The organism is Actinoplanes sp. NPDC049316 (genome assembly GCF_040677315.1).
Classification (GTDB): domain Bacteria; phylum Actinomycetota; class Actinomycetes; order Mycobacteriales; family Micromonosporaceae; genus Actinoplanes.
The window spans coordinates 22,060-39,114 of sequence record NZ_JBFAQM010000016.1 but is presented as its reverse complement, the minus strand read 5'-3'; the positions used below and the strand labels follow the sequence as shown (position 1 = coordinate 39,114).

Genomic DNA, 17,055 nt, shown 5'->3' with positions numbered 1-17,055 from the left:
GTGGATGCGCTCGGGTCGCCGGCATGGTAGGCCGTTCACAGGAGGCGCCCCCTCGCGGGCCGCCGGGGCCACCGTGGGGGGAGACCGAATGACAGAGACACCGGAACGGTTCGGCCGCGGATCGGGTCTGTTCCGCCGCAAGCCCGTCGAGGACCTCGACGAGGAGTCCACGAGCGGTCTCCAGCGCTCGCTGGGCCTGTGGCAGCTCACCGCCATCGGCATCGGCGGCATCATCGGCGCCGGTATCTTCGCCCTCGCCGGCGCGGTCGCCCACGAGACGGCCGGCCCGGCCGTCCTCATCTCCTTCCTCATCGCCGGCGTCGCCAGCGCCGCCGCGGCGCTGTCCTACGCCGAGTTCGCCGGCCTCATCCCGCGGGCCGGATCCGCCTACACGTACGGCTACGTCGTGCTGGGCGAGGTCGTCGGGTGGTTCATCGGCTGGGACCTGCTCCTCGAGTACACGGCCATCGTGTCGGTCGTCGCCATCGGGATCTCCGGCTACTTCTCGTTCCTCGTCTCCGAGATCGGCATCGACCTGCCGAACTGGATGCTCGGCGCGCCCGGGACCGGTGACGGCCACGTGGTCGACCTGTTCGCCGTGCTGCTGTGCCTGCTCATCGCGTACCTGTTGAACCGGGGGATCCGCGAGGCCGCACGCGCCGAGACGGCCGTGGTCGGCATCAAGATCGCGGTGGTCCTGCTCGTCGTCGTGGTCGGCTTCTTCCACATCAAGACGGCCAACTACCAGCCCTTCTTCCCCTTCGGCGTCGGCGGCGCCATCACCGGCGCGGCCACCGTGTTCTTCGCGGTCTTCGGCTACGACGCCATGAGCACCGCCGCCGAGGAATCCCGCGACGCCCGCCGCCACCTCCCCAAGGCCATCGTCTACTCGCTGGCCGTCTCCATGGTCCTGTACGTCCTGGCCACCCTCGTCCTCACCGGCATGCAGAACTACCGCGACATCAACCCCACCAGCGGCTTCTCCTCGGCCTTCGCCTCGGTCGGCCTCTCCGGCCTCGCCGACGTCATCGCGGTCGGCGCCATCATCGGCATCCTCACCGTGATGTTCACGTTCATGCTCGGCGTCACCCGCGTCTGGTACGCCATGAGCCGCGACGGCCTCCTCCCGCCCTGGTTCGCCCGCCTCCACCCGGTGCGCCGCGTCCCGACCCGGGTCACCTGGATCGTCGGCGTGGCGTCCGCGATCATCGCGGGCTTCCTGCCCATCCGGGAGGCGGCGGAGCTGACGAACATCGGCATCCTGCTCGCGTTCATCGTGGTCTGCGTGGCGGTGATCGTGCTGCGCTACCGGCGGCCGGACCTTCCCCGGACCTTCCGGCTCCCCGGGATGCCCGTGGTCCCGGCGCTGGGCGTCATCTTCTCCATCTGGCTGATCACCTTCCTGTCGCCGGTGACATGGGTGCGGTTCGTGGTGTGGTTCCTGCTGGGGGCGGTGGTGTACTGGACCTACGGGCGGCGGCATTCGCTGCTCAACCGATCGTCTTCATGACGTCCTGGGTTTTTCGGTCTTCATGACCTCCTGGACCGTGCGGGAGAGGATGCAGAACTCGTTGCCCTCGGGATCGGCCAGCACGACCCACGTCGAGTCAGGGGCCTGACCCACGTCGGCCCGGCGTGCCCCCAGGCCGATCAGGCGGTCGACCTCCTCGGCGGCGGTGCTGCCGTCCGCTCGCAGATCCAGGTGCAGGCGGTTCTTGACCGACTTGCGCTCCGGGACGGGGACGACGTCGATGGCCGGCCACGCCGCGTCGGCGGGGCCGATCGTCACGATGCCGTCGCTCTCCTCGAGGACCGTCCAGCCCAGGACGGCGATCCAGAAGTCGGCGATCCGGCGTGGGTCCAGGGCATCTATGGCGATCGTGGCTATCCGGCTGGTCATGCTTCGGGTTTATCACCGGGGACCGTCCGGGGTGGCCCCGCGCCGGAAAGCGTATGAAGTCGGTAAGGAGTTGATCTCTTCCGTCGCCCGGCCGCGCCCGGTTGACTCGATCCCGTGATCCGACGACTTCTCAGCAGACCCGTGACCTGGCTGGTGATCGCCGCGCTCGGTGCCGGCGCGGCGGTCGGCTTGTTCTGGTTCCAGCCGTGGCGACTCGTCACCAACACCACCGTGGCGGATCAGCTCTCCGCGGCCGATTCACCGGCCTCGGTTCCCGCCGCGGCGCCGTCCTCGGCAACACCTCCAGCGGAGTCCCCAGCCGGCTCTTCCACCAAACCCGTCGTGGTGCGGGAGGGGACGTTCGTCAGCCACGAGCACGACACCACGGGCGCCGCCCGTCTCGTCCGTAAGGGCGACGGCACCCACCAGCTCGAGCTCGTCGGTCTCGACACGTCGGACGGGCCCGACCTGCGGGTGTGGTTGACGGACCAGAACGCCATCACCGGCACCAAAGCCTGGAGCATCTTCGACGACGGCCGTCATGTGGAACTCGGCCGTCTCAAGGGCAACCGCGGCAACCAGGTCTACCCGGTCCCGGCCGACGTCGAGCTGGACAGCTACCGAAGCATCAGCATCTGGTGCAAACGCTTCTCCGTATCCTTCGGCGCGGCGCTCCTGCAATGAGCCACGCCGGCGCACCACCACGCGACTCGGGCTGCTCCGCGCTTCGGGTTCCGCTCCGCCGTCGTGGGCCGCGGGGCTGGCGCGTTCGGATCATCGCGAGCCTGTTGTGCCGGCAGTCTGGACCTTCACGCGTCCGGGCCGGGGCGCGGCTGGACAGCTGTCGCTTCCGGCGTCGCCGGCGGTTGCCAGGTCCGATCCCGATGCCGGCTGCCGCGGCGGAAGCACAGGCTTCCGCCGCGGCCCGGGCATGCCGCGCCGATCCCGTCGGCGTCGGGCCGATCCGCCTGCCCGTGACAGGATCAGGCGGCGAGCAGCTCCAGTGTGTCGATCACACGGTGGGAGAAGCCCCACTCGTTGTCGTACCAGGCGACCACCTTGACATGGCGGCCGTCGACGCGGGTGAGGGCCGAGTCGAAGATCGACGACGCCGGGTTGCCCGTGATGTCCGACGACACGAGCGGGTCCTCCGAGAACTCGAGGACGCCGGCGAGCGGCCCCTCCGCCGCGACGCGGTAGGCCGTCAGGACCTCGTCGCGGGTGACGTCGCGGGAGACCGTCGTGTTGAGTTCGACGAGCGAGCCGACCGGGACCGGGACGCGGATCGAGTCGCCCGACAGTCTGCCGTCGAGGGCCGGCAGGACGAGGCCGATGGCCTTCGCCGCGCCCGTCGTGGTCGGCACGATGTTGACCGCGGCCGCGCGGGCCCGGCGCGGGTCGCGGTGCGGGCCGTCCTGCAGATTCTGCTCCTGCGTGTACGCGTGCACCGTCGTCATGAAGCCGTGTTCGATGCCGGCGAGCTGATCGAGCACCGCGGCGAGCGGCGCGAGCGCGTTGGTCGTGCAGGAGGCGTTCGAGATGATCGTGTGCTTGCTCGCGTCGTAGGCGTCGGTGTTGACGCCGTACGCGAGCGTGACGTCGGCGCCGTCGGACGGGGCGCCGACGAGGACCTTGCGGGCGCCGGCGTCCAGGTGGGCGCGGGCGGCCCGGGCGGACGTGAATCGGCCGGTGGCCTCCAGCACGACGTCGACGCCGAGTTCCGCCCACGGCAGGTGCGCCGGGTCGCGTTCGGCGAGCACCGTGATGCGGCGGCCGTCGACGACCAGGGCGTCACCGTCCACCGTCACCGGCCGCCCCAGCCGCCCGGCCGTCGTGTCGTACGCGAGCAGCCGCGCCAGAGCGACCGGCTCGGTGAGATCGTTGACCGCGACGACCTCGAGCTTGCTGTCACGGTCGAGCAGGGCACGCAGGACGTTGCGTCCGATGCGGCCGAATCCGTTGATCGCGATACGAGTCATGCCCTCAGATTCGCCTCCGGTGCCCCGCCCGGGACAGCGGCGCGAGCGCCACGGTTCGCAAGGATCACGCCACGGCCGGCTGTTGGTCACGCTTCCGTGTGTCAACCATCAGGTGCGCGACTGTCGGGTATCTGCCCGCCCGGCGGCCGCGGACGTGGGATCTTGCGGTATGCACCCGCACCGTACCGTCGGTCCCGTGGTCGTGGCGCTGATCGCCTCGACGTTGCTGGTCGCCGGCTGCCAGAACAAGCCGGACGACTCCACCCCGGTGACAGCTTCGACGACACCGCCTGCCGCGACGCCGACCGGCGAGGAGCACACGCCCGCCACCTCCGGCACGAAGCCGGGAACATCGGGTACGAAGCCGGCGACGTCCGGCACCCAGGCCGCCATCGGGGACGGCCGCTGGCCCGCGTATGTGACCGCTGTCGGCGAGGGCACGCTCACCATGGACCTCGTCGAGTTCCTGACCGGCGACAAGGCCGCGAAGGAGTGGAAGAATCGGTACCCCGACTCCGGCGACGAGACGCCGCCCAACGACTACCTCATCGTCAACGACAACAAGAAGAAGCGGACCCTGCCGCTGGCCGCCAAGGTGCCGGTGCTGGTGACCGACGGCGGCTCGACCGCGGACAACGAGGTGGGGGTCGCCGGGCTCAAGGAGCGGCTGGAGCACAGGCTCTACTGGCTGACGGTCAAGGACGGCAAGGTCGTGAAGGTGCAGGAGCAGTTCCTGCCGTAAACCGGGTCCACAGCGAAGAGCAGCGCCGGCCGGCAGGTCGACCGCGTGGGTCATTCGCCGTTGGCGAAGGTGCGGCGGTAGTCGCTCGGGGTCGTTCCCAGGATGCGCTGGAAATGCAGCCGCAGGTTCGTGCCCGTTCCCAGGCCCACGTCCGCGGCCACCTGCTCCACGCTGCGCTGCGACCGTTCCAGCAGCTCGCGGGCCATGTCGATGCGGGCGCGCAGGACCCATTGCATCGGGGTGTGGCCGGTGTCCTCGACGAAGCGGCGGGAGAACGTCCGGGGCGACACCGCTGCGTGGCGGGCGAGGATGTCCAGGGTGAGGGGTTTGCCGAGCCGGTGCAGGGCCCATTCGCGGGTGGCGGCGAAGCGTTCGCCGAGGGGTTCGGGGACGCTGCGGGGGACGTACTGGGCCTGGCCGCCGCTGCGGTAGGGGGCCGCGACCAGGCGGCGGGCCGCGTGGTTGGAGGCGGCCACGCCGAGGTCGCCGCGCAGGATGTGCAGGCACAGGTCGATGCCCGACGCGGCGCCGGCCGAGGTGAGGACGCCGCCTTCGTCGACGAACAGGACGTTCTCGTCGACCCGGATGCCGGGGTGCTTCGCGGCGAGGGCGCGGGTGTAGTGCCAGTGGGTCGTGGCGCGTCTGCCGTCGAGGAGGCCCGTCGCGGCCAGGGCGAACGCGCCCGTCGAGATGGCGGCGAGGCGGGCGCCGCGGGTGTGCGCCGCGGTGAGGGCTTGCACGACGGCCGGGGGCGGGTCGTCGCGGTCCGGGAAGCGGTAGCCGGGGACGAACACGATGTCGGCCCACTCGAGGGTGCCGAGGCCGTGGGCGACGTGGTAGGAGAGGCCGTCGCCCCCGGTCACCAGGCCCGGCGCCGGGCCGCACACCCGGACCTCGTACGGCATGCTGGCCCGGGTCGTGAACACCTGAGCCGGGATGCCGACGTCGAGCGGTTTCGCCCCGTCGAGGACGAGGACGGCGACGCGGCGCAGGCGAGACTCCGGCACGCGACCCAGCGTAGACAAAGCGGGGGGACGCCACGGGTGATGAGCGCGGCTGTGTCAGACCCCGCGGTACCACCCCGACGGGTCGCGCTGAGCCATCGCTGCGAACTCCGGGAAGTCCATGTTCGCGATGAACAGGTTCGCGCTGACGTCGAGCACCCCCGCCGGCAGCACCCGGAACTCCCGGCCGTTGCTCAGCTCGTACGCGTGATCCTCGGGGTCCTCGCAGTCCTCGCGCCGCACCGTGGTGACCGCGAGCAGCGGGTGCGGGTCTTGCATCGTGGCGGCGTCCGCGATGAAGACCACGCCGTCGGGGTGGTCGCGGGGCGTCGCGGCCAGGACGTCGTCGACGGTCGCGCCGTTCCAGGCCGGGCCTTCCACCAGGTGGTTGGCCGAGTCGGGATCCGCCGACAGGTGCGCGACGACGGCACGCCACGCGGTCTCGTCGGAGTAGTCGGTGCGGACGACGAGGGTGCTGTCGCCCACGTCCTCCGCGGTGATGACCGGTCTCATGCCGCGATTGTGGCGACCCGGGCGGGCGTCATCCAGGGGCGCACGGGCGCGATGTCCGTTGGGGCAGGGGCCGGTGCGCGGCCCCTGCCCGTACGGTCAGGCGGGTTCGATCCAGATGTTGCGGTAGCGCACGTTCGCGCCCGGATCGCCATGGTCCTGCAGGCGGATCGGCAGGAAGCCCGGTCCCTCCGCGGCGCCGTTGCCGGTCGGGCCGTCGATCTCGACGTTGTCGTGGACCGTCGTGCCGTTCCAGACCACGGTGACGCGGGCGTTCTCGGTCTTCGCCGAGCCGTTGTAACGGGCCGCGCGGAACGTGACGTCGTACGTCTGCCAGGTCTCCGGCGCCGTGCCGGCGTTCGCCGACGGCGCCCGTTTCTGGTAGATGGCCCCACACTCGTCGTTGGCGAGGGTGGCTTTGTCGTACGTGTCGAGCACCTGCAGCTCGTAGCGGTCCTGCAGGTAGATGCCGCTGTTCGCCCGTTGCTGCCCGGTCACGTCACTGGGCAGGTTGGGCAGCCAGAACTCGGCGTGCAGCTTGAAGTCGCCGTACGTCTGCTTGGTCCGCAGGTCCCCGCCGAGCACCTCGGCCGAGCCGCCGGAGACCGGCCAGGCCGGCGCGCTGCCGTCGGCGTTCTGGAAGGCGTTCAGGGTGCCGCCGTCGAACAGGGTGACCCGGCTGGTGCCGTTGTGGGTCCAGCGTTGCTGGGCCACGTTCGCCCATTCCCAGAGTTGCACCGGCGTGCCGTCCGCGCTGGAGCCGCCGGCGGCGTCGAGGACCTTGCCGGACTGCGGGTTGAGCAGCGAGCCGTTGGCCTGCTGCTGCCACACCTGCGCGGCGCTGTTGTTGCAGGTGTAGAGCTGCACCTTGGTGCCGTTGGCGGTGCCCGCGTTGTCGATGTCCAGGCACTTGCCGAGGGCGCGCAGCGTGTCGCCGTCGCGGGTCCAGCTCTGCGCGGACGAGTTGTTGCAGGTGTACAGCTGCACCTTGGTGCGGTCCGCCGCGTTCGCGTTGTCGACGTCGAGGCACTTGCCGCCGATGCCGGTGATCGTGCCGGTGCGGGGTGCGCCGGGAGAGGAACCGGCGGAGCCGACGGTCAGGTTGTCCAGGTTCACGTGCCCGACGTCGCCACTGTCCACTTTGTACGCGATGGTGTTGCCGCCGGCCCGCAGCGTCACGGTGTCGGCCTTGATGGCCCAGGTGTCCCAGTTCCCGGTGTCGGCGAGGCTGAGCTGGCGTACCTTGCTGCCGTTGACGTACAGGCTCACGGTCTTGGCGCCGGCGGACGGGTTGGGGCCGTTGCTGAACCGCAGGGAGACCGGGTACGAGCCGGCCGCCGGCACGTTGACGCTGAACGTGGTGGCCGCGCCCACGGTGCCGTAGCCGGCGACGAAGCCGGAACCGGTGTAGCCGGTGTGGTCGGTCGCCACGCCCGCGCCGCCGCTGAGCCCGGAGTTCTCGGCCTCGACCTGGTCGGTCTTCAGCGTGGTGCCGTCGGCGAGGCTGTTGAGGGTGTACCAGGCCTCGGTGCTCCACAGCGACGCGCCGGACGTGGAGGTGAACGGGCGTGGCGAGCGGACGTGCACGACCCGGCCCGGCTTGAGCCCGTTGAGCTTGAGGGTCACCTTCAGCCGGTCGGCGGAGAGGGTGGCCGAGGCCACCGGCAGCGTCTCCTCGTCCACCTTCGGGCCCCCGTACGCCGGGGTCGGCACGTAGCGCCACTGCTCGGCGCGGTACCGGGCGGCCAGGTTCGCGGCGGTGTCGGCGGACACGGGCTGGGTGTACTCGAGCTCGAAGCCGCCCGCGACCGCCCGCATCGCCTTGATGTCGAAGACGCCGCTGCCGTTGGGCGTCAGCTTCTGCAGGCCGTACGTGAGCTTGCCTTCCTGACCCCAGTTGCCGCCCGCGCCGAGCCCGCCGACGTAGAGCGCGCCGTCCGGGCCGAGGCTCGTGCGCAGCACGCCCATCTCGAGGCCCTGGGTCATGCGGAAGACCGCGCCCTGGTACTGGCCGTTGATCTTCTCCAGGTAGGCGCGCTGGATCCCGCCGTACGTGACGTCGCCGAAGATCATCTGACCCGCGTACGGGCCGGAGTCGAGCATCAGCGGGGTGCTGGGCGAGTTGGCGATCTCGTTCTGCGGCAGCCACAGCACCGGCTGGGTCACCGGCTGGCCGTCGAACGGGCCGTCGGGGTCGGTGTAGTGGCCGAAGAACCGGTCCTGCTTGATCTGCACGAGCTTGGAGGCGGGCAGCCAGCCGCCCTGGTTGTCGGTGACGAAGACGTCGCCCTCGGGACCCCAGCCGATGCCGTCGGGGGTACGCAGGCCGCCGGCGACGTACTGGACCGCACCGGTGGACCGGTTGATCTTCAGGCTGGTGCCGCGGTTCGCCGAGCCCTGCGGCACGGTGGTCGCCCCGCCGAGGTCGATCGAGACGGACAGGTTCAGGTAGAAGTAGCCGTCCTTGTAGAGCAGGCCGAACGCGAACTCGTGGAAGTTGCCGTCGAACGGCCACGTGGCGACCCGGCGGTACTGGTCGATGACGCCGTCGCCGTTGGTGTCGTTGAGCTCGGTCAGCTCGTGCTTCTGCGACACGTAGATCGTGCCGTCGACGATCTTCAGCCCCATCGGCTCGCGCAGGCCGGTCGCGATCTTCTTGTACGTGACCTGGCTGGGCGACGTGGCGCCGGTGACGCCGCTGAGGACGTACACCTCGCCGGCGACGGTGTCGCTGCCGCCCCAGGTGGCGATCGCCAGGCGTCCGTCCGGGAACCAGTCCATCGCGCTCACCTGCGGTTGGAAGCCGTTGGGGCGCAGGCTCGTCAGCGTGTAGCCGGGGTGGACCGAGGTGAGCGGCAGCCCGTCGCCGGGGGAGTCGCCCGAGGCCTCGCACTCCTTACGGCCGGGCGCGGTCACCCGCACCACGCCGGCATCGGTGCTCAGCGCGGACGTGGGCACGACCGAGAAGGAGCCGGCGCCGGGCGGCTGCCACTCGAGGGTGAGCTGCTGGCCGCCGTCGCGTTCGAAGAAGTCGGCGTGCAGGGCGTGGTAGCCGGTGGTCAGGCTGACGGTGCCGGTCACGGCGGTGGGTCCGTGCGCGCCGTCGTTGTTGATCACCGTCGTGCCGTCGATCTGCAGCCGGGAGCCGTCGTCGCTGGTGAGCCGGAAGGCGTACGACCCCGCCGTGGCGACGTTCAGGTTGGCGATCACTTCGGACTGGAAGTGGTCCTCGAGGCCGAAGTCCGCGGCGGTGGTCCAGTTGATCGACGGCAGAAGCTTGTCGACGTTCGGGGTCTGGCCGGACTTCAGCGTGCAGATGGAGTCACGTGACGTCTGCAGGTCGTACGTCCGCAGCGTCACGCCGGGCTCCTGCGGTGGGACGGCGGCGGCCGAGGGGGTGGCGGTGAGCAGGCTGCCGAGGACGGCCGCGCAGGACACCACGGAGAGCGGGAACAGTCTTCTCATCGAGCGCTCCAATGGCAGCGACGAGTATCAATGGCGTCACGTTAGGTCTCTTTCCTGTAGCAGTCCATAACTTCGCCACCATCAATGAGAACTTTTGTCTTCCGAAACAAAAGTCCGCGGTGCCGGGCCGGTGGAGTCGCGGATCATCAGCGTGTGCCCGGTGGGGCGCCGTCGTGGACGCCCTGACGGCGGCTTGAGGGCCGGCTCCAGAGCCATCCGGCCCATGCCGGTCATCGGCAGCCGTACGGTCGTCAGCGACGGCGCCAGGTCCGCGGCGACCGACACGTCGTCGAAACCCGCCACCGACATCCGCTCGGGGACCGGGATGCGCCGCGCCGCTTCGGCACCGACCGCCGGGGCGAGCTGTACCTGCTGGCCAAGGCGAACGGTAAGGGGTGGGGACGCGGCCGCAGTCGCGTTCCTACACCGCGTCGGCGCGGTAGAGGACCACCTGATCCGGGTGGACGCGCGGGCAGGCCACCCCCGCCCGCTCCAGCGCGGCCCCCGTGAGCACCTGACCCGATCGGTCCTCGCCCCACCAGCGCGGCGGCAGGAGCCCCGACGGCGGGCCGCCGACGAGCACCGGGCGCAGGCGGTAGCGGCGGCCGGGGTCGAGGCCGCGAAAGCGCAGGCGGACCGCCGGGTCGGGCAGGATGCTGTCGGTCACCGCCATGGCGAGCAGCGCGCGGGAGCGGTCGGGCGCCACGACGCCGTGGACCAGAACGCGGTCGTCGTAGCCGTCCATGCGGACCAGGTCGCCGGCGAGCAGCAGGGCGCGTTCCCGCTTGTAGAAGGCGATCCAGCCGGCCAGATCGGCGAGCTCCCCGGCGGTGGCCTCCGCGAGATCCCACTCGATGCCGAGGTGGCCGAAGACGGCGGTCGCGGCGCGGAAGCCGAGGTCGTGCCGGCGGCCGGTCACGTGCGAGCGCCCGGAGGCGATGTGCGAGCCGAGGTATTCCGGCGGCACGAGCTGGGTGGTCCAGCGCAGCATCCGCTGGCGGTCGTGCGGGTCGATGTTGTCGGAGACCCAGATCCGGTCGGTGCGTTCGAGCACGGCCAGGTCGACCCGGGCGCCGCCGGACGAGCACGACTCGATCTCCAGCTCGGGGAACGTGTCGCGGAGGTCGTCGAGGAGCCGGTAGAAGGCCAGGGTCTGCGCGTGCACACCGGGACGGCCCTGACGGGTACGGTCGCCCGCCTCGACAAGGTCGCGGTTGTGGTCCCACTTCACGTAGCCGATCGCGTACTCCTTGAGGATCGCCACCATCTGCGACTTGACGTGCTCGTACGCCTGCGGGATCGCGAGGTTGAGGACCTGCTGGTGGCGCGACTCGACGGGCCACTCCGGGCGGGCCGCCATGATCCAGTCGGGATGGGCGCGGGCCACGCCGGAATCCGGGTTCACCATCTCCGGCTCGAACCAGAGCCCGAACTGCATGCCGAGGGCGCGCACCCGGTCGACGAGCGGGTGCAGCCCGTCCGGCCACACATCGGGGGACACCACCCAGTCGCCGAGCCCGGAACGGTCGTCGCGCCGCGAGGAGAACCAGCCGTCGTCGAGGACGTACCGTTCCACGCCGAGGGCGGCGGCGCGTTCGGCCAGGTCGAGGAGCCGGTCGGGGTCCTGGTCGAAGTAGACGGCTTCCCAGACGTTCAGGGTCACCGGCCGCTGCGCCGGGACGGGACGTTCGCGGGCGCGCAGGTGGCGGTGGAAACGGCGGGCCACCTCGTCGAGGCCCGAGCCGTACGCTGCGTACACCCAAGGGCTCTCGTACGCCTCCCCGGTCGCCAGCCGCACCTCGCCCGGCAGCAGCAGCTCACCGCCGCCGAGCAGGCGTTCCCCGGTGAACACCTGCTCGGCGTAGTGCAGATGGTTGCCGCTCCACGCCGTGTGCACGGCCCAGACGTCGCCGCCCGCGAAACCGAACCCCGCCGTCCCGGCGTGCAGCAGGTACGCGCTGTCCGCGCCGGTGCGGCCCTTGCGGTTCTCGCGTACGTGCGCGCCGAAGCCGAAAGGGCCGCGCTGGGGCACGCGCTCTAGGGTGTGCCGGCCGCCGAAGTCCAGCAGCTCCACCGCCTCGGACGGCACGGGCAGCGCCAGCACCAGCTCGTCCAGCCCGTACGTCTCGGGGGCCAGGTTGCGCACGGCAGCGCGTACCCGCAGCAGGCCCGGCGGCAGCATCTCCAGCACGACCCGCAGTTCCAGGCGGCCGGCGTCGTCGGCCGCCGTGACCTCCAGACGGCCCGCACCGGCGGCGGTGAACCCGCCCACCGGCAGCCCGTCGAGCGTGACCGACGTCGTGGTGAAGGCGGGCGACCAGTCCACTCCCGCGAAGGAGCCGCTGAGCCCGGTGCGGCCCAGCCAGCCGGTGCGGTGCTCGGGCAGCAGCGCGACCCGTGGGCGCGGCTCGGCATCGTCGGACCCGGCCACGGGGTACGACGTGGCGGTCAGCGCGGCGGCCAGCTCCGCATCCAGCCCGGGCAGCTCCGGACCCCAGTAGGTGACGGCGGGCAGCCGGCGTTCGCTGAGATCGGCGAGGACCGTCACACCGCCCGCGGTGAGGGCCACGGTCACCCGGGTCTCCTCCCGCCGTGCTGAACGATCGATCTGCAGCATGCGGGCCCGCCGGAGACCGGTCAAGCGACACGGCGGGCCGGCCGCTGCGGAGGTCGTCGAAGCAGGACTCGAACAGCGCCTGCTTGTCCCGGAAGTGCGCGTAGAACGTGGAACGGCCCACGTCGGCGCGGTCCAGGACGTCCTGCACGGTGATGCGCTCGCCTGCCGTACGAGGACGCCACGTTCGACCCGATCGTGTCGTTGCTCAGTCAGCACCACTGGGCCGACGTGCCCGCAGCCGTGCGCGGCCTGCGCCGGGATAGGGAATCATCGGGGCATGCGGTTGCTCGGAGCCCTGCAGGACCAGGCGGATCTCGATCGTGCGGTCACCGCGCCCGGCGGCGTGCTGTCGCGGCACGAGCTGCTCGGGTGGGCGTCGGCCGTCGCCGCCGACCTGGCCGGTGTCCGGATCGCGGCGGTGCATGCCGTGCCCGGGCTGCCGGCCGTCGTGGCGGTCACCGCCGGGCTGCTGGCGGGCGTTCCCGTCGTGCCGGTGCCGCCGGACGCGGGCGAGCTGGAGCGCTCGCACGTGCTGCGCGACTCCGGGGCGGACGTGCTGCTGTCCGACGATCCCGCCGTGGCTGGGACGAGCGGCCTTCCCGTCGTCCCGGTCTCGCGGCGGCACCGGTCCGGGACGCCGCCCGGCGAGGCCGCCGCGGCCGGGCCGGCGCTCGTGCTCTACACCAGCGGCACGACCGGGCCGCCGAAGGGCGTGGTGCTCTCGCGCGCGGCGATCGCGGCCGACCTCGATGCGCTCGCCGAGGCGTGGGAGTGGACCGACGGCGACACGCTGGTGCACGGGCTGCCGCTGTACCACGTGCACGGGCTGGTGCTCGGGGTCCTCGGCGCGCTGCGAACCGGGTCGCGGCTGGTGCACACCGGACGGCCCACCCCGCAGGCGTACGCGGCAGCCGGCGGCACCCTCTACTTCGGCGTGCCTACGGTGTGGTCCCGGGTGTGCGCCGACCCGGCCGCCGCCCGGGCGCTGCGCGGCGCACGGCTGCTCGTCTCCGGCAGCGCCGCGCTCCCGGTTCCGGTCTTCGACGACCTGGTCGCGCTGACCGGCCAGGCGCCCGTCGAGCGGTACGGCATGACCGAGACCCTCATCACCGTCAGCGCCCGCGCCGGCGGCGAACGCCGTGCCGGCCACGTCGGGCTGCCCGTCACCGGCGTCGAGACCCGCCTCGTCGACGACGCCGGCGCCCCGCTGGCCGCCGGCACGACGGCGATCGGCCGGCTCCAGGTCCGCGGCGCCACCCTCTTCGACGGGTACGTCCGCAGCGACGGCGGCGTCACCCCCGCGCCGCTGACCGACGGCTGGTACGCCACCGGCGACGTCGCCACGATCGGTCCCGACGGCTGGCACCGCATCGTCGGGCGTGCCTCCACCGACCTCATCAAGACCGGCGGATACCGGGTCGGCGCGGGCGAGGTCGAGGACGCGTTGCTGCTGCATCCCGCCGTACGCGAAGCCGCCGTGATCGGCACCCCGGACCCGGATCTGGGCGAACAGATCACCGCCTACGTGGTCGCGGACGGCCCGGCCGCGCCGGACGAGCTCGTGGCGTTCGTCGCCGCCCGCCTGGCCGCCCACAAACGGCCCCGCGTCGTGCACCTGGTCCCGGACCTCCCGCGCAACGCCATGGGCAAGGTCCAGAAGAGCCGCCTGAAGGAGAGCTGACGACGTGCCCATCACCCTGACCGACGTACAGGCCGCGGCCCGGCGGCTGGACGGCGTCGCCAATCGCACGCCGGTGCTGCGCTCGCGGACCCTGGACGCCCTCGTCGGCGCCGAGGTGTTTCTGAAGTGCGAGAATTTCCAGCGTACGGGCGCCTTCAAGTTCCGCGGGGCGTACAACGCGTGCGCGCAACTCGGGCCGGAGCAACTCGAGCGGGGGATCGCGGCGTACTCGTCGGGCAACCACGCCCAGGCGGTCGCGCTGGCCGCCCGGGAGCTCGGCAGCCGGGCCGTCATCCTCATGCCCGAGGACACCCCCGCGTCCAAGCAGGCCGCCACCGAGGGATACGGCGCGGAGGTCGTCACCTACGACCGTTACACCGGCGACCGGGTCGCGCTGGGTGCCGCGCTGGCCGCCGAGCGGGGGCTCACGCTGATCCCGCCGTACGAGCACCCGCACGTGATGGCCGGGCAGGGGACCGCGGCGCTGGAGCTGCTCGACGAGGTCGGCGAGCTGGACACGCTGGTCGTGCCCGTGGGCGGCGGCGGGCTCATGGCCGGTTGCGCGACCGCCGCGACGCAGGTGCGGCCCGGCATCCGCATGATCGGCGTGGAGCCGGAGGCCGGGGACGACACCCGCCGCTCGCTGGCCGCGGGCGCGCGCGTCACGATCCCCGTACCGCGGACCATCGCGGACGGTCAGGCCGCGCCGACACCCGGCGAGCTCACCTTCGCGGTCAACCGCCGCCTGATCGACGAGGTCGTGCTCGTCAGCGACGACGACATCCGTACGGCGATGCGCCACGCCTTCGAACGCCTGCGGATCGTCATGGAACCGAGCGGCGCGACCGGCCTCGCCGCCCTGCTGGCGAAAAAGGTGCGCGCCGGCGGGCGTGCCGGGGTCATCATCTCGGGAGGCAACATCGACACCGCCCGGTTCGGCGCCCTGCTCGCAGGCCCCGGCCCTACTGTCGGGTAGCTGCCTCTCCACTGGTCAACCGGGCGGTGTTTGAGCAGGGTGAAGCACCTGACGGGACTATCGGGGGGCCGGGGGGCCGAGATGACCACGACAGTGCAGTTCGATCGCGGGGGCGTGCAGAGCAGCGCCGAGCTGCTGCGCGAGGAGCGGCGCCGGATCGCGCGCGACGAGCCCGGCCTGGTGCCCGCGGGGCGCGGCTGGGAGCCCGCCTCCCGCGAGATGGCCGACCTGTGCGCCTGCCGGGTCGAGACCATCGGCGACGTGCTCCGCGGGCTGCGCAAGGCGCAGGAGATCATGGACAAGCTGCCGCCCCCGGCCGCCAACCGCGTGGCGTCGTTCAACTCGCTCTACTTCACCATCACCGACCGCGTCGCCGGCGCGCTCCAGGGCAGCGAGGTGCACGACCCCGAGTTCCTCGAGCTGCTCGACGTCGAGTTCGCCAAGCGGTACTTCGACGCGCTGCGGCTCTGGGGCGAGGAGAACCGCGCCACCCCGGACGCCTGGGAGGTGCTCTTCCGCCGGGCCCAGGACAAGCGGGTCAGCAAGCTCGCCGCGGCGATGCTGGGCGTCAACGCGCACATCAACCACGACCTGGCCTGGGCGCTGACGGCCACGTGGCGCCGCACCGGCATGACGCCGACCGAGGACGACCCGATCCACCCCGACTACCTGCTCGTCAACAAGATCTTCTACCAGGAGATCCCGCGGCTGCGCCGCCGCTACTCGACGCCCCTGCAGATGCGCATCGACGCCCTGGTCGGCGACCTCGACGACTGGAGCCAGCGCGTCCTCGTGGCCGCGACCCGCGCACACGCGTGGGAGCAGGCGCTACGGCTCTGGGAGCTGCGCGAGGACGACGAGGACCTGGCCCGGGCGGCGCTGGTGATGGACCGCGCCTCCGCGTACGTGGGCGAGCTGCTCATCACCGGCGACGGCGTCGTGAACCGCACGGGCGCCGCCCTGCGAGCCGGTCGCGACGTCTGCCGCAGCGGCCTCCGCCGCATGTTCCGCCGCTGACGGCCGCTTCTCAGCGGCCGATTGCCGGTGCGTCGCCGCCTGCCCCCACTGGGCCGCCGGCTCTGTCCTACTCGGCGATCAGGCGGTTACGGCCGGCGCGCTTGGCCTCGTACAGGTTCTTGTCGGCGCGCCGCAGCACCGCGGGGGCGTCGTCGCCCGGCCGCAGCACGGCCGTCCCGATGCTGGTGGTCACGCTCAGGCCTGCGGCGACGCTCTCCCAGGCGTACGCGTGGATCGCTGCCCGCAGGGCCTCGCAGCACCGCGCCGCCTCCGCACAGGCCACGTTCATGATCAGGATGAATTCCTCCCCGCCGTGCCGCCCGGCGTGCCCGTCGGCCTCCGCGAGGATCGCGGCGACCCGGCGCAGCACCACGTCGCCGACCGCGTGGCTGAACGTGTCGTTGATCAGTTTGAAGTGGTCGAGGTCGAGCAGCGCGACGCTCACCGGGCCCCGGCGGGCCGGCGGCGTGTCCAGCGCCGCCGCCAGGCGGGCGTCCGAGCGGCGCCTGTTCCACAGCCCGGTCAGCGCGTCGCGCTCGGCCATCTCGCGGAACCGCTCGGTGGTGCGCTGCGCCTCGTCGACCGCGTACTGGGCGTGCGCGACGCGGGCCACGACCTCGCTGCGCTCGGAGCGGCGCAGGGTCCAGGCCTCGTGGAAGTCGACCATCTCCTGGTACGCGGCGCGGAAGTCGCCCAGCTCGACGTGGCAGCCGGCGATCATGCGCAGCGCGAGCACCTCGCGGGCCTGCCGTACGCCCTCGGCGACCCGCCCGCCCCTCGTGGGGGCCGAGGACGAGTCCGGCGCGGGCGCCGGCCACGTTGAAGTAGCGCAGCGAGACCGCCCCGGTTGTGCAGCTCGGCGATGACGAGCCGGCCCAGGTCGGCGTGCCGGCGGTCCCCGGTGGCCTCGGCCCGGCGTACGAGGTCGGCGGCCCGGTCAGCGAGCCCCGGCGTGACTGACGTAGACGTCCGCGACCAGGCTCTCGATGGTGGCTTCCACGGTCTCGGCGCTCACGTTCACGCTCCGGTCCATCGGCGCCAGGGTGGCGACCCTGAGCGCTTACGGCGCGACTCTCAGCGCACGACCCTAGTACGCCGGGGCCGGGAAGGGGAGGAATCGGGCGCTGGGCGGTCCGCTCCTGTCGGTGAACGGCGCTCCGGTTC

General features: G+C 72.0%; 14 protein-coding genes and 1 pseudogene. 6 read left to right on the top strand and 9 right to left on the bottom strand.

Features of this window, described 5'->3' with window-relative positions:
- Positions 1-88 precede the first annotated feature (88 nt).
- Positions 89-1,510 carry an amino acid permease gene (locus AB0K03_RS23450; RefSeq protein WP_364688187.1) on the top strand — a complete coding sequence of 474 codons (1,422 nt, stop codon included), beginning with the start codon at positions 89-91 and terminating at the stop codon, positions 1,508-1,510.
- Here the strand turns inward: AB0K03_RS23450 and AB0K03_RS23445 are convergent.
- Positions 1,505-1,900 (bottom strand): VOC family protein, encoded by a 396-nt coding sequence (locus tag AB0K03_RS23445; RefSeq protein WP_364688185.1) that lies wholly within the window; start codon positions 1,898-1,900, stop codon positions 1,505-1,507. The genes AB0K03_RS23450 and AB0K03_RS23445 overlap by 6 nt on opposite strands.
- A gap of 114 nt (positions 1,901-2,014) precedes the next feature.
- On the opposite strand from AB0K03_RS23445, the gene AB0K03_RS23440 reads away from it, so the two are divergent.
- Positions 2,015-2,584: a DM13 domain-containing protein gene (locus AB0K03_RS23440; RefSeq protein ID WP_364688183.1), complete on the top strand. Its 570-nt coding sequence runs from the start codon at positions 2,015-2,017 to the stop codon at positions 2,582-2,584.
- Between the two features lie 299 nt (positions 2,585-2,883).
- Here AB0K03_RS23440 and gap read toward each other — a convergent pair whose 3' ends face one another.
- A complete protein-coding gene (gene gap / locus AB0K03_RS23435; RefSeq protein ID WP_364688181.1) occupies positions 2,884-3,879 on the bottom strand; it encodes a type I glyceraldehyde-3-phosphate dehydrogenase in 996 nt (331 codons plus the stop codon).
- Positions 3,880-4,075: 196 nt separating this feature from the next.
- On the opposite strand from gap, the gene AB0K03_RS23430 reads away from it, so the two are divergent.
- The gene (locus tag AB0K03_RS23430; RefSeq protein WP_364688179.1) at positions 4,076-4,621 is read left to right on the top strand and encodes a hypothetical protein; all 546 of its coding nucleotides are present in this window, start codon (positions 4,076-4,078) and stop codon (positions 4,619-4,621) included.
- A 50-nt stretch (positions 4,622-4,671) separates the two neighbouring features.
- On the opposite strand, the gene AB0K03_RS23425 is transcribed toward AB0K03_RS23430, so the two are convergent.
- From AB0K03_RS23425 to AB0K03_RS23400, 6 genes and pseudogenes are all read right to left on the bottom strand, one after another.
- Complete coding sequence (locus AB0K03_RS23425) at positions 4,672-5,628, bottom strand: helix-turn-helix domain-containing protein (RefSeq protein WP_364688177.1); 957 nt, start codon at positions 5,626-5,628, stop codon at positions 4,672-4,674.
- A gap of 54 nt (positions 5,629-5,682) precedes the next feature.
- A complete protein-coding gene (locus AB0K03_RS23420; protein ID WP_364688175.1) occupies positions 5,683-6,138 on the bottom strand; it encodes a DUF6924 domain-containing protein in 456 nt (151 codons plus the stop codon).
- A gap of 96 nt (positions 6,139-6,234) precedes the next feature.
- Entirely contained in the window at positions 6,235-9,600 is a 3,366-nt protein-coding gene (locus AB0K03_RS23415) for a family 16 glycoside hydrolase (protein ID WP_364688173.1), read from the bottom strand.
- A gap of 81 nt (positions 9,601-9,681) precedes the next feature.
- Positions 9,682-10,056 (bottom strand): substrate-binding domain-containing protein, encoded by a 375-nt coding sequence (locus AB0K03_RS23410; protein WP_364688427.1) that lies wholly within the window; start codon positions 10,054-10,056, stop codon positions 9,682-9,684.
- Positions 10,022-12,175, bottom strand: a complete 2,154-nt coding sequence (locus AB0K03_RS23405; RefSeq protein ID WP_364688171.1) for an alpha-galactosidase — start codon at positions 12,173-12,175, stop codon at positions 10,022-10,024. Before AB0K03_RS23405 ends, AB0K03_RS23410 begins: the two co-directional genes overlap by 35 nt.
- A gap of 118 nt (positions 12,176-12,293) precedes the next feature.
- Positions 12,294-12,365: pseudogene (locus AB0K03_RS23400) on the bottom strand (TetR family transcriptional regulator); the annotation flags it as partial.
- 129 nt (positions 12,366-12,494) lie between these two features.
- On the opposite strand from AB0K03_RS23400, the gene AB0K03_RS23395 reads away from it, so the two are divergent.
- The 3 genes from AB0K03_RS23395 to AB0K03_RS23385 all read left to right on the top strand — a co-directional run bounded on the left by AB0K03_RS23395 (position 12,495) and on the right by AB0K03_RS23385 (position 15,891).
- Positions 12,495-13,898 carry an AMP-binding protein gene (locus AB0K03_RS23395; protein ID WP_364688169.1) on the top strand — a complete coding sequence of 468 codons (1,404 nt, stop codon included), beginning with the start codon at positions 12,495-12,497 and terminating at the stop codon, positions 13,896-13,898.
- A 4-nt stretch (positions 13,899-13,902) separates the two neighbouring features.
- Complete coding sequence (locus tag AB0K03_RS23390) at positions 13,903-14,874, top strand: pyridoxal-phosphate dependent enzyme (RefSeq protein WP_364688167.1); 972 nt, start codon at positions 13,903-13,905, stop codon at positions 14,872-14,874.
- An 81-nt stretch (positions 14,875-14,955) separates the two neighbouring features.
- Positions 14,956-15,891 carry a DUF5995 family protein gene (locus tag AB0K03_RS23385; RefSeq protein WP_364688165.1) on the top strand — a complete coding sequence of 312 codons (936 nt, stop codon included), beginning with the start codon at positions 14,956-14,958 and terminating at the stop codon, positions 15,889-15,891.
- A 67-nt stretch (positions 15,892-15,958) separates the two neighbouring features.
- Here the strand turns inward: AB0K03_RS23385 and AB0K03_RS23380 are convergent, their stop codons facing one another.
- The gene (locus AB0K03_RS23380) at positions 15,959-16,627 is read right to left on the bottom strand and encodes a GGDEF domain-containing protein (protein ID WP_364688163.1); all 669 of its coding nucleotides are present in this window, start codon (positions 16,625-16,627) and stop codon (positions 15,959-15,961) included.
- Positions 16,628-17,055: the final 428 nt, after the last annotated feature.

Excerpts from the sequence above, each read along its gene's own strand:
- AB0K03_RS23450 (WP_364688187.1), top strand. The coding sequence starts at position 89 with ATGACAGAGACACCGGAACGGTTCGGCCGCGGATCGGGTCTGTTCCGC.
- AB0K03_RS23445 (WP_364688185.1), bottom strand. The coding sequence starts at position 1,900 with ATGACCAGCCGGATAGCCACGATCGCCATAGATGCCCTGGACCCACGC.
- gap (WP_364688181.1), bottom strand. The coding sequence starts at position 3,879 with ATGACTCGTATCGCGATCAACGGATTCGGCCGCATCGGACGCAACGTC.
- AB0K03_RS23420 (WP_364688175.1), bottom strand. The coding sequence starts at position 6,138 with ATGAGACCGGTCATCACCGCGGAGGACGTGGGCGACAGCACCCTCGTC.
- AB0K03_RS23415 (WP_364688173.1), bottom strand. The coding sequence starts at position 9,600 with ATGAGAAGACTGTTCCCGCTCTCCGTGGTGTCCTGCGCGGCCGTCCTC.
- AB0K03_RS23395 (WP_364688169.1), top strand. The coding sequence starts at position 12,495 with ATGCGGTTGCTCGGAGCCCTGCAGGACCAGGCGGATCTCGATCGTGCG.
- AB0K03_RS23385 (WP_364688165.1), top strand. The coding sequence starts at position 14,956 with ATGACCACGACAGTGCAGTTCGATCGCGGGGGCGTGCAGAGCAGCGCC.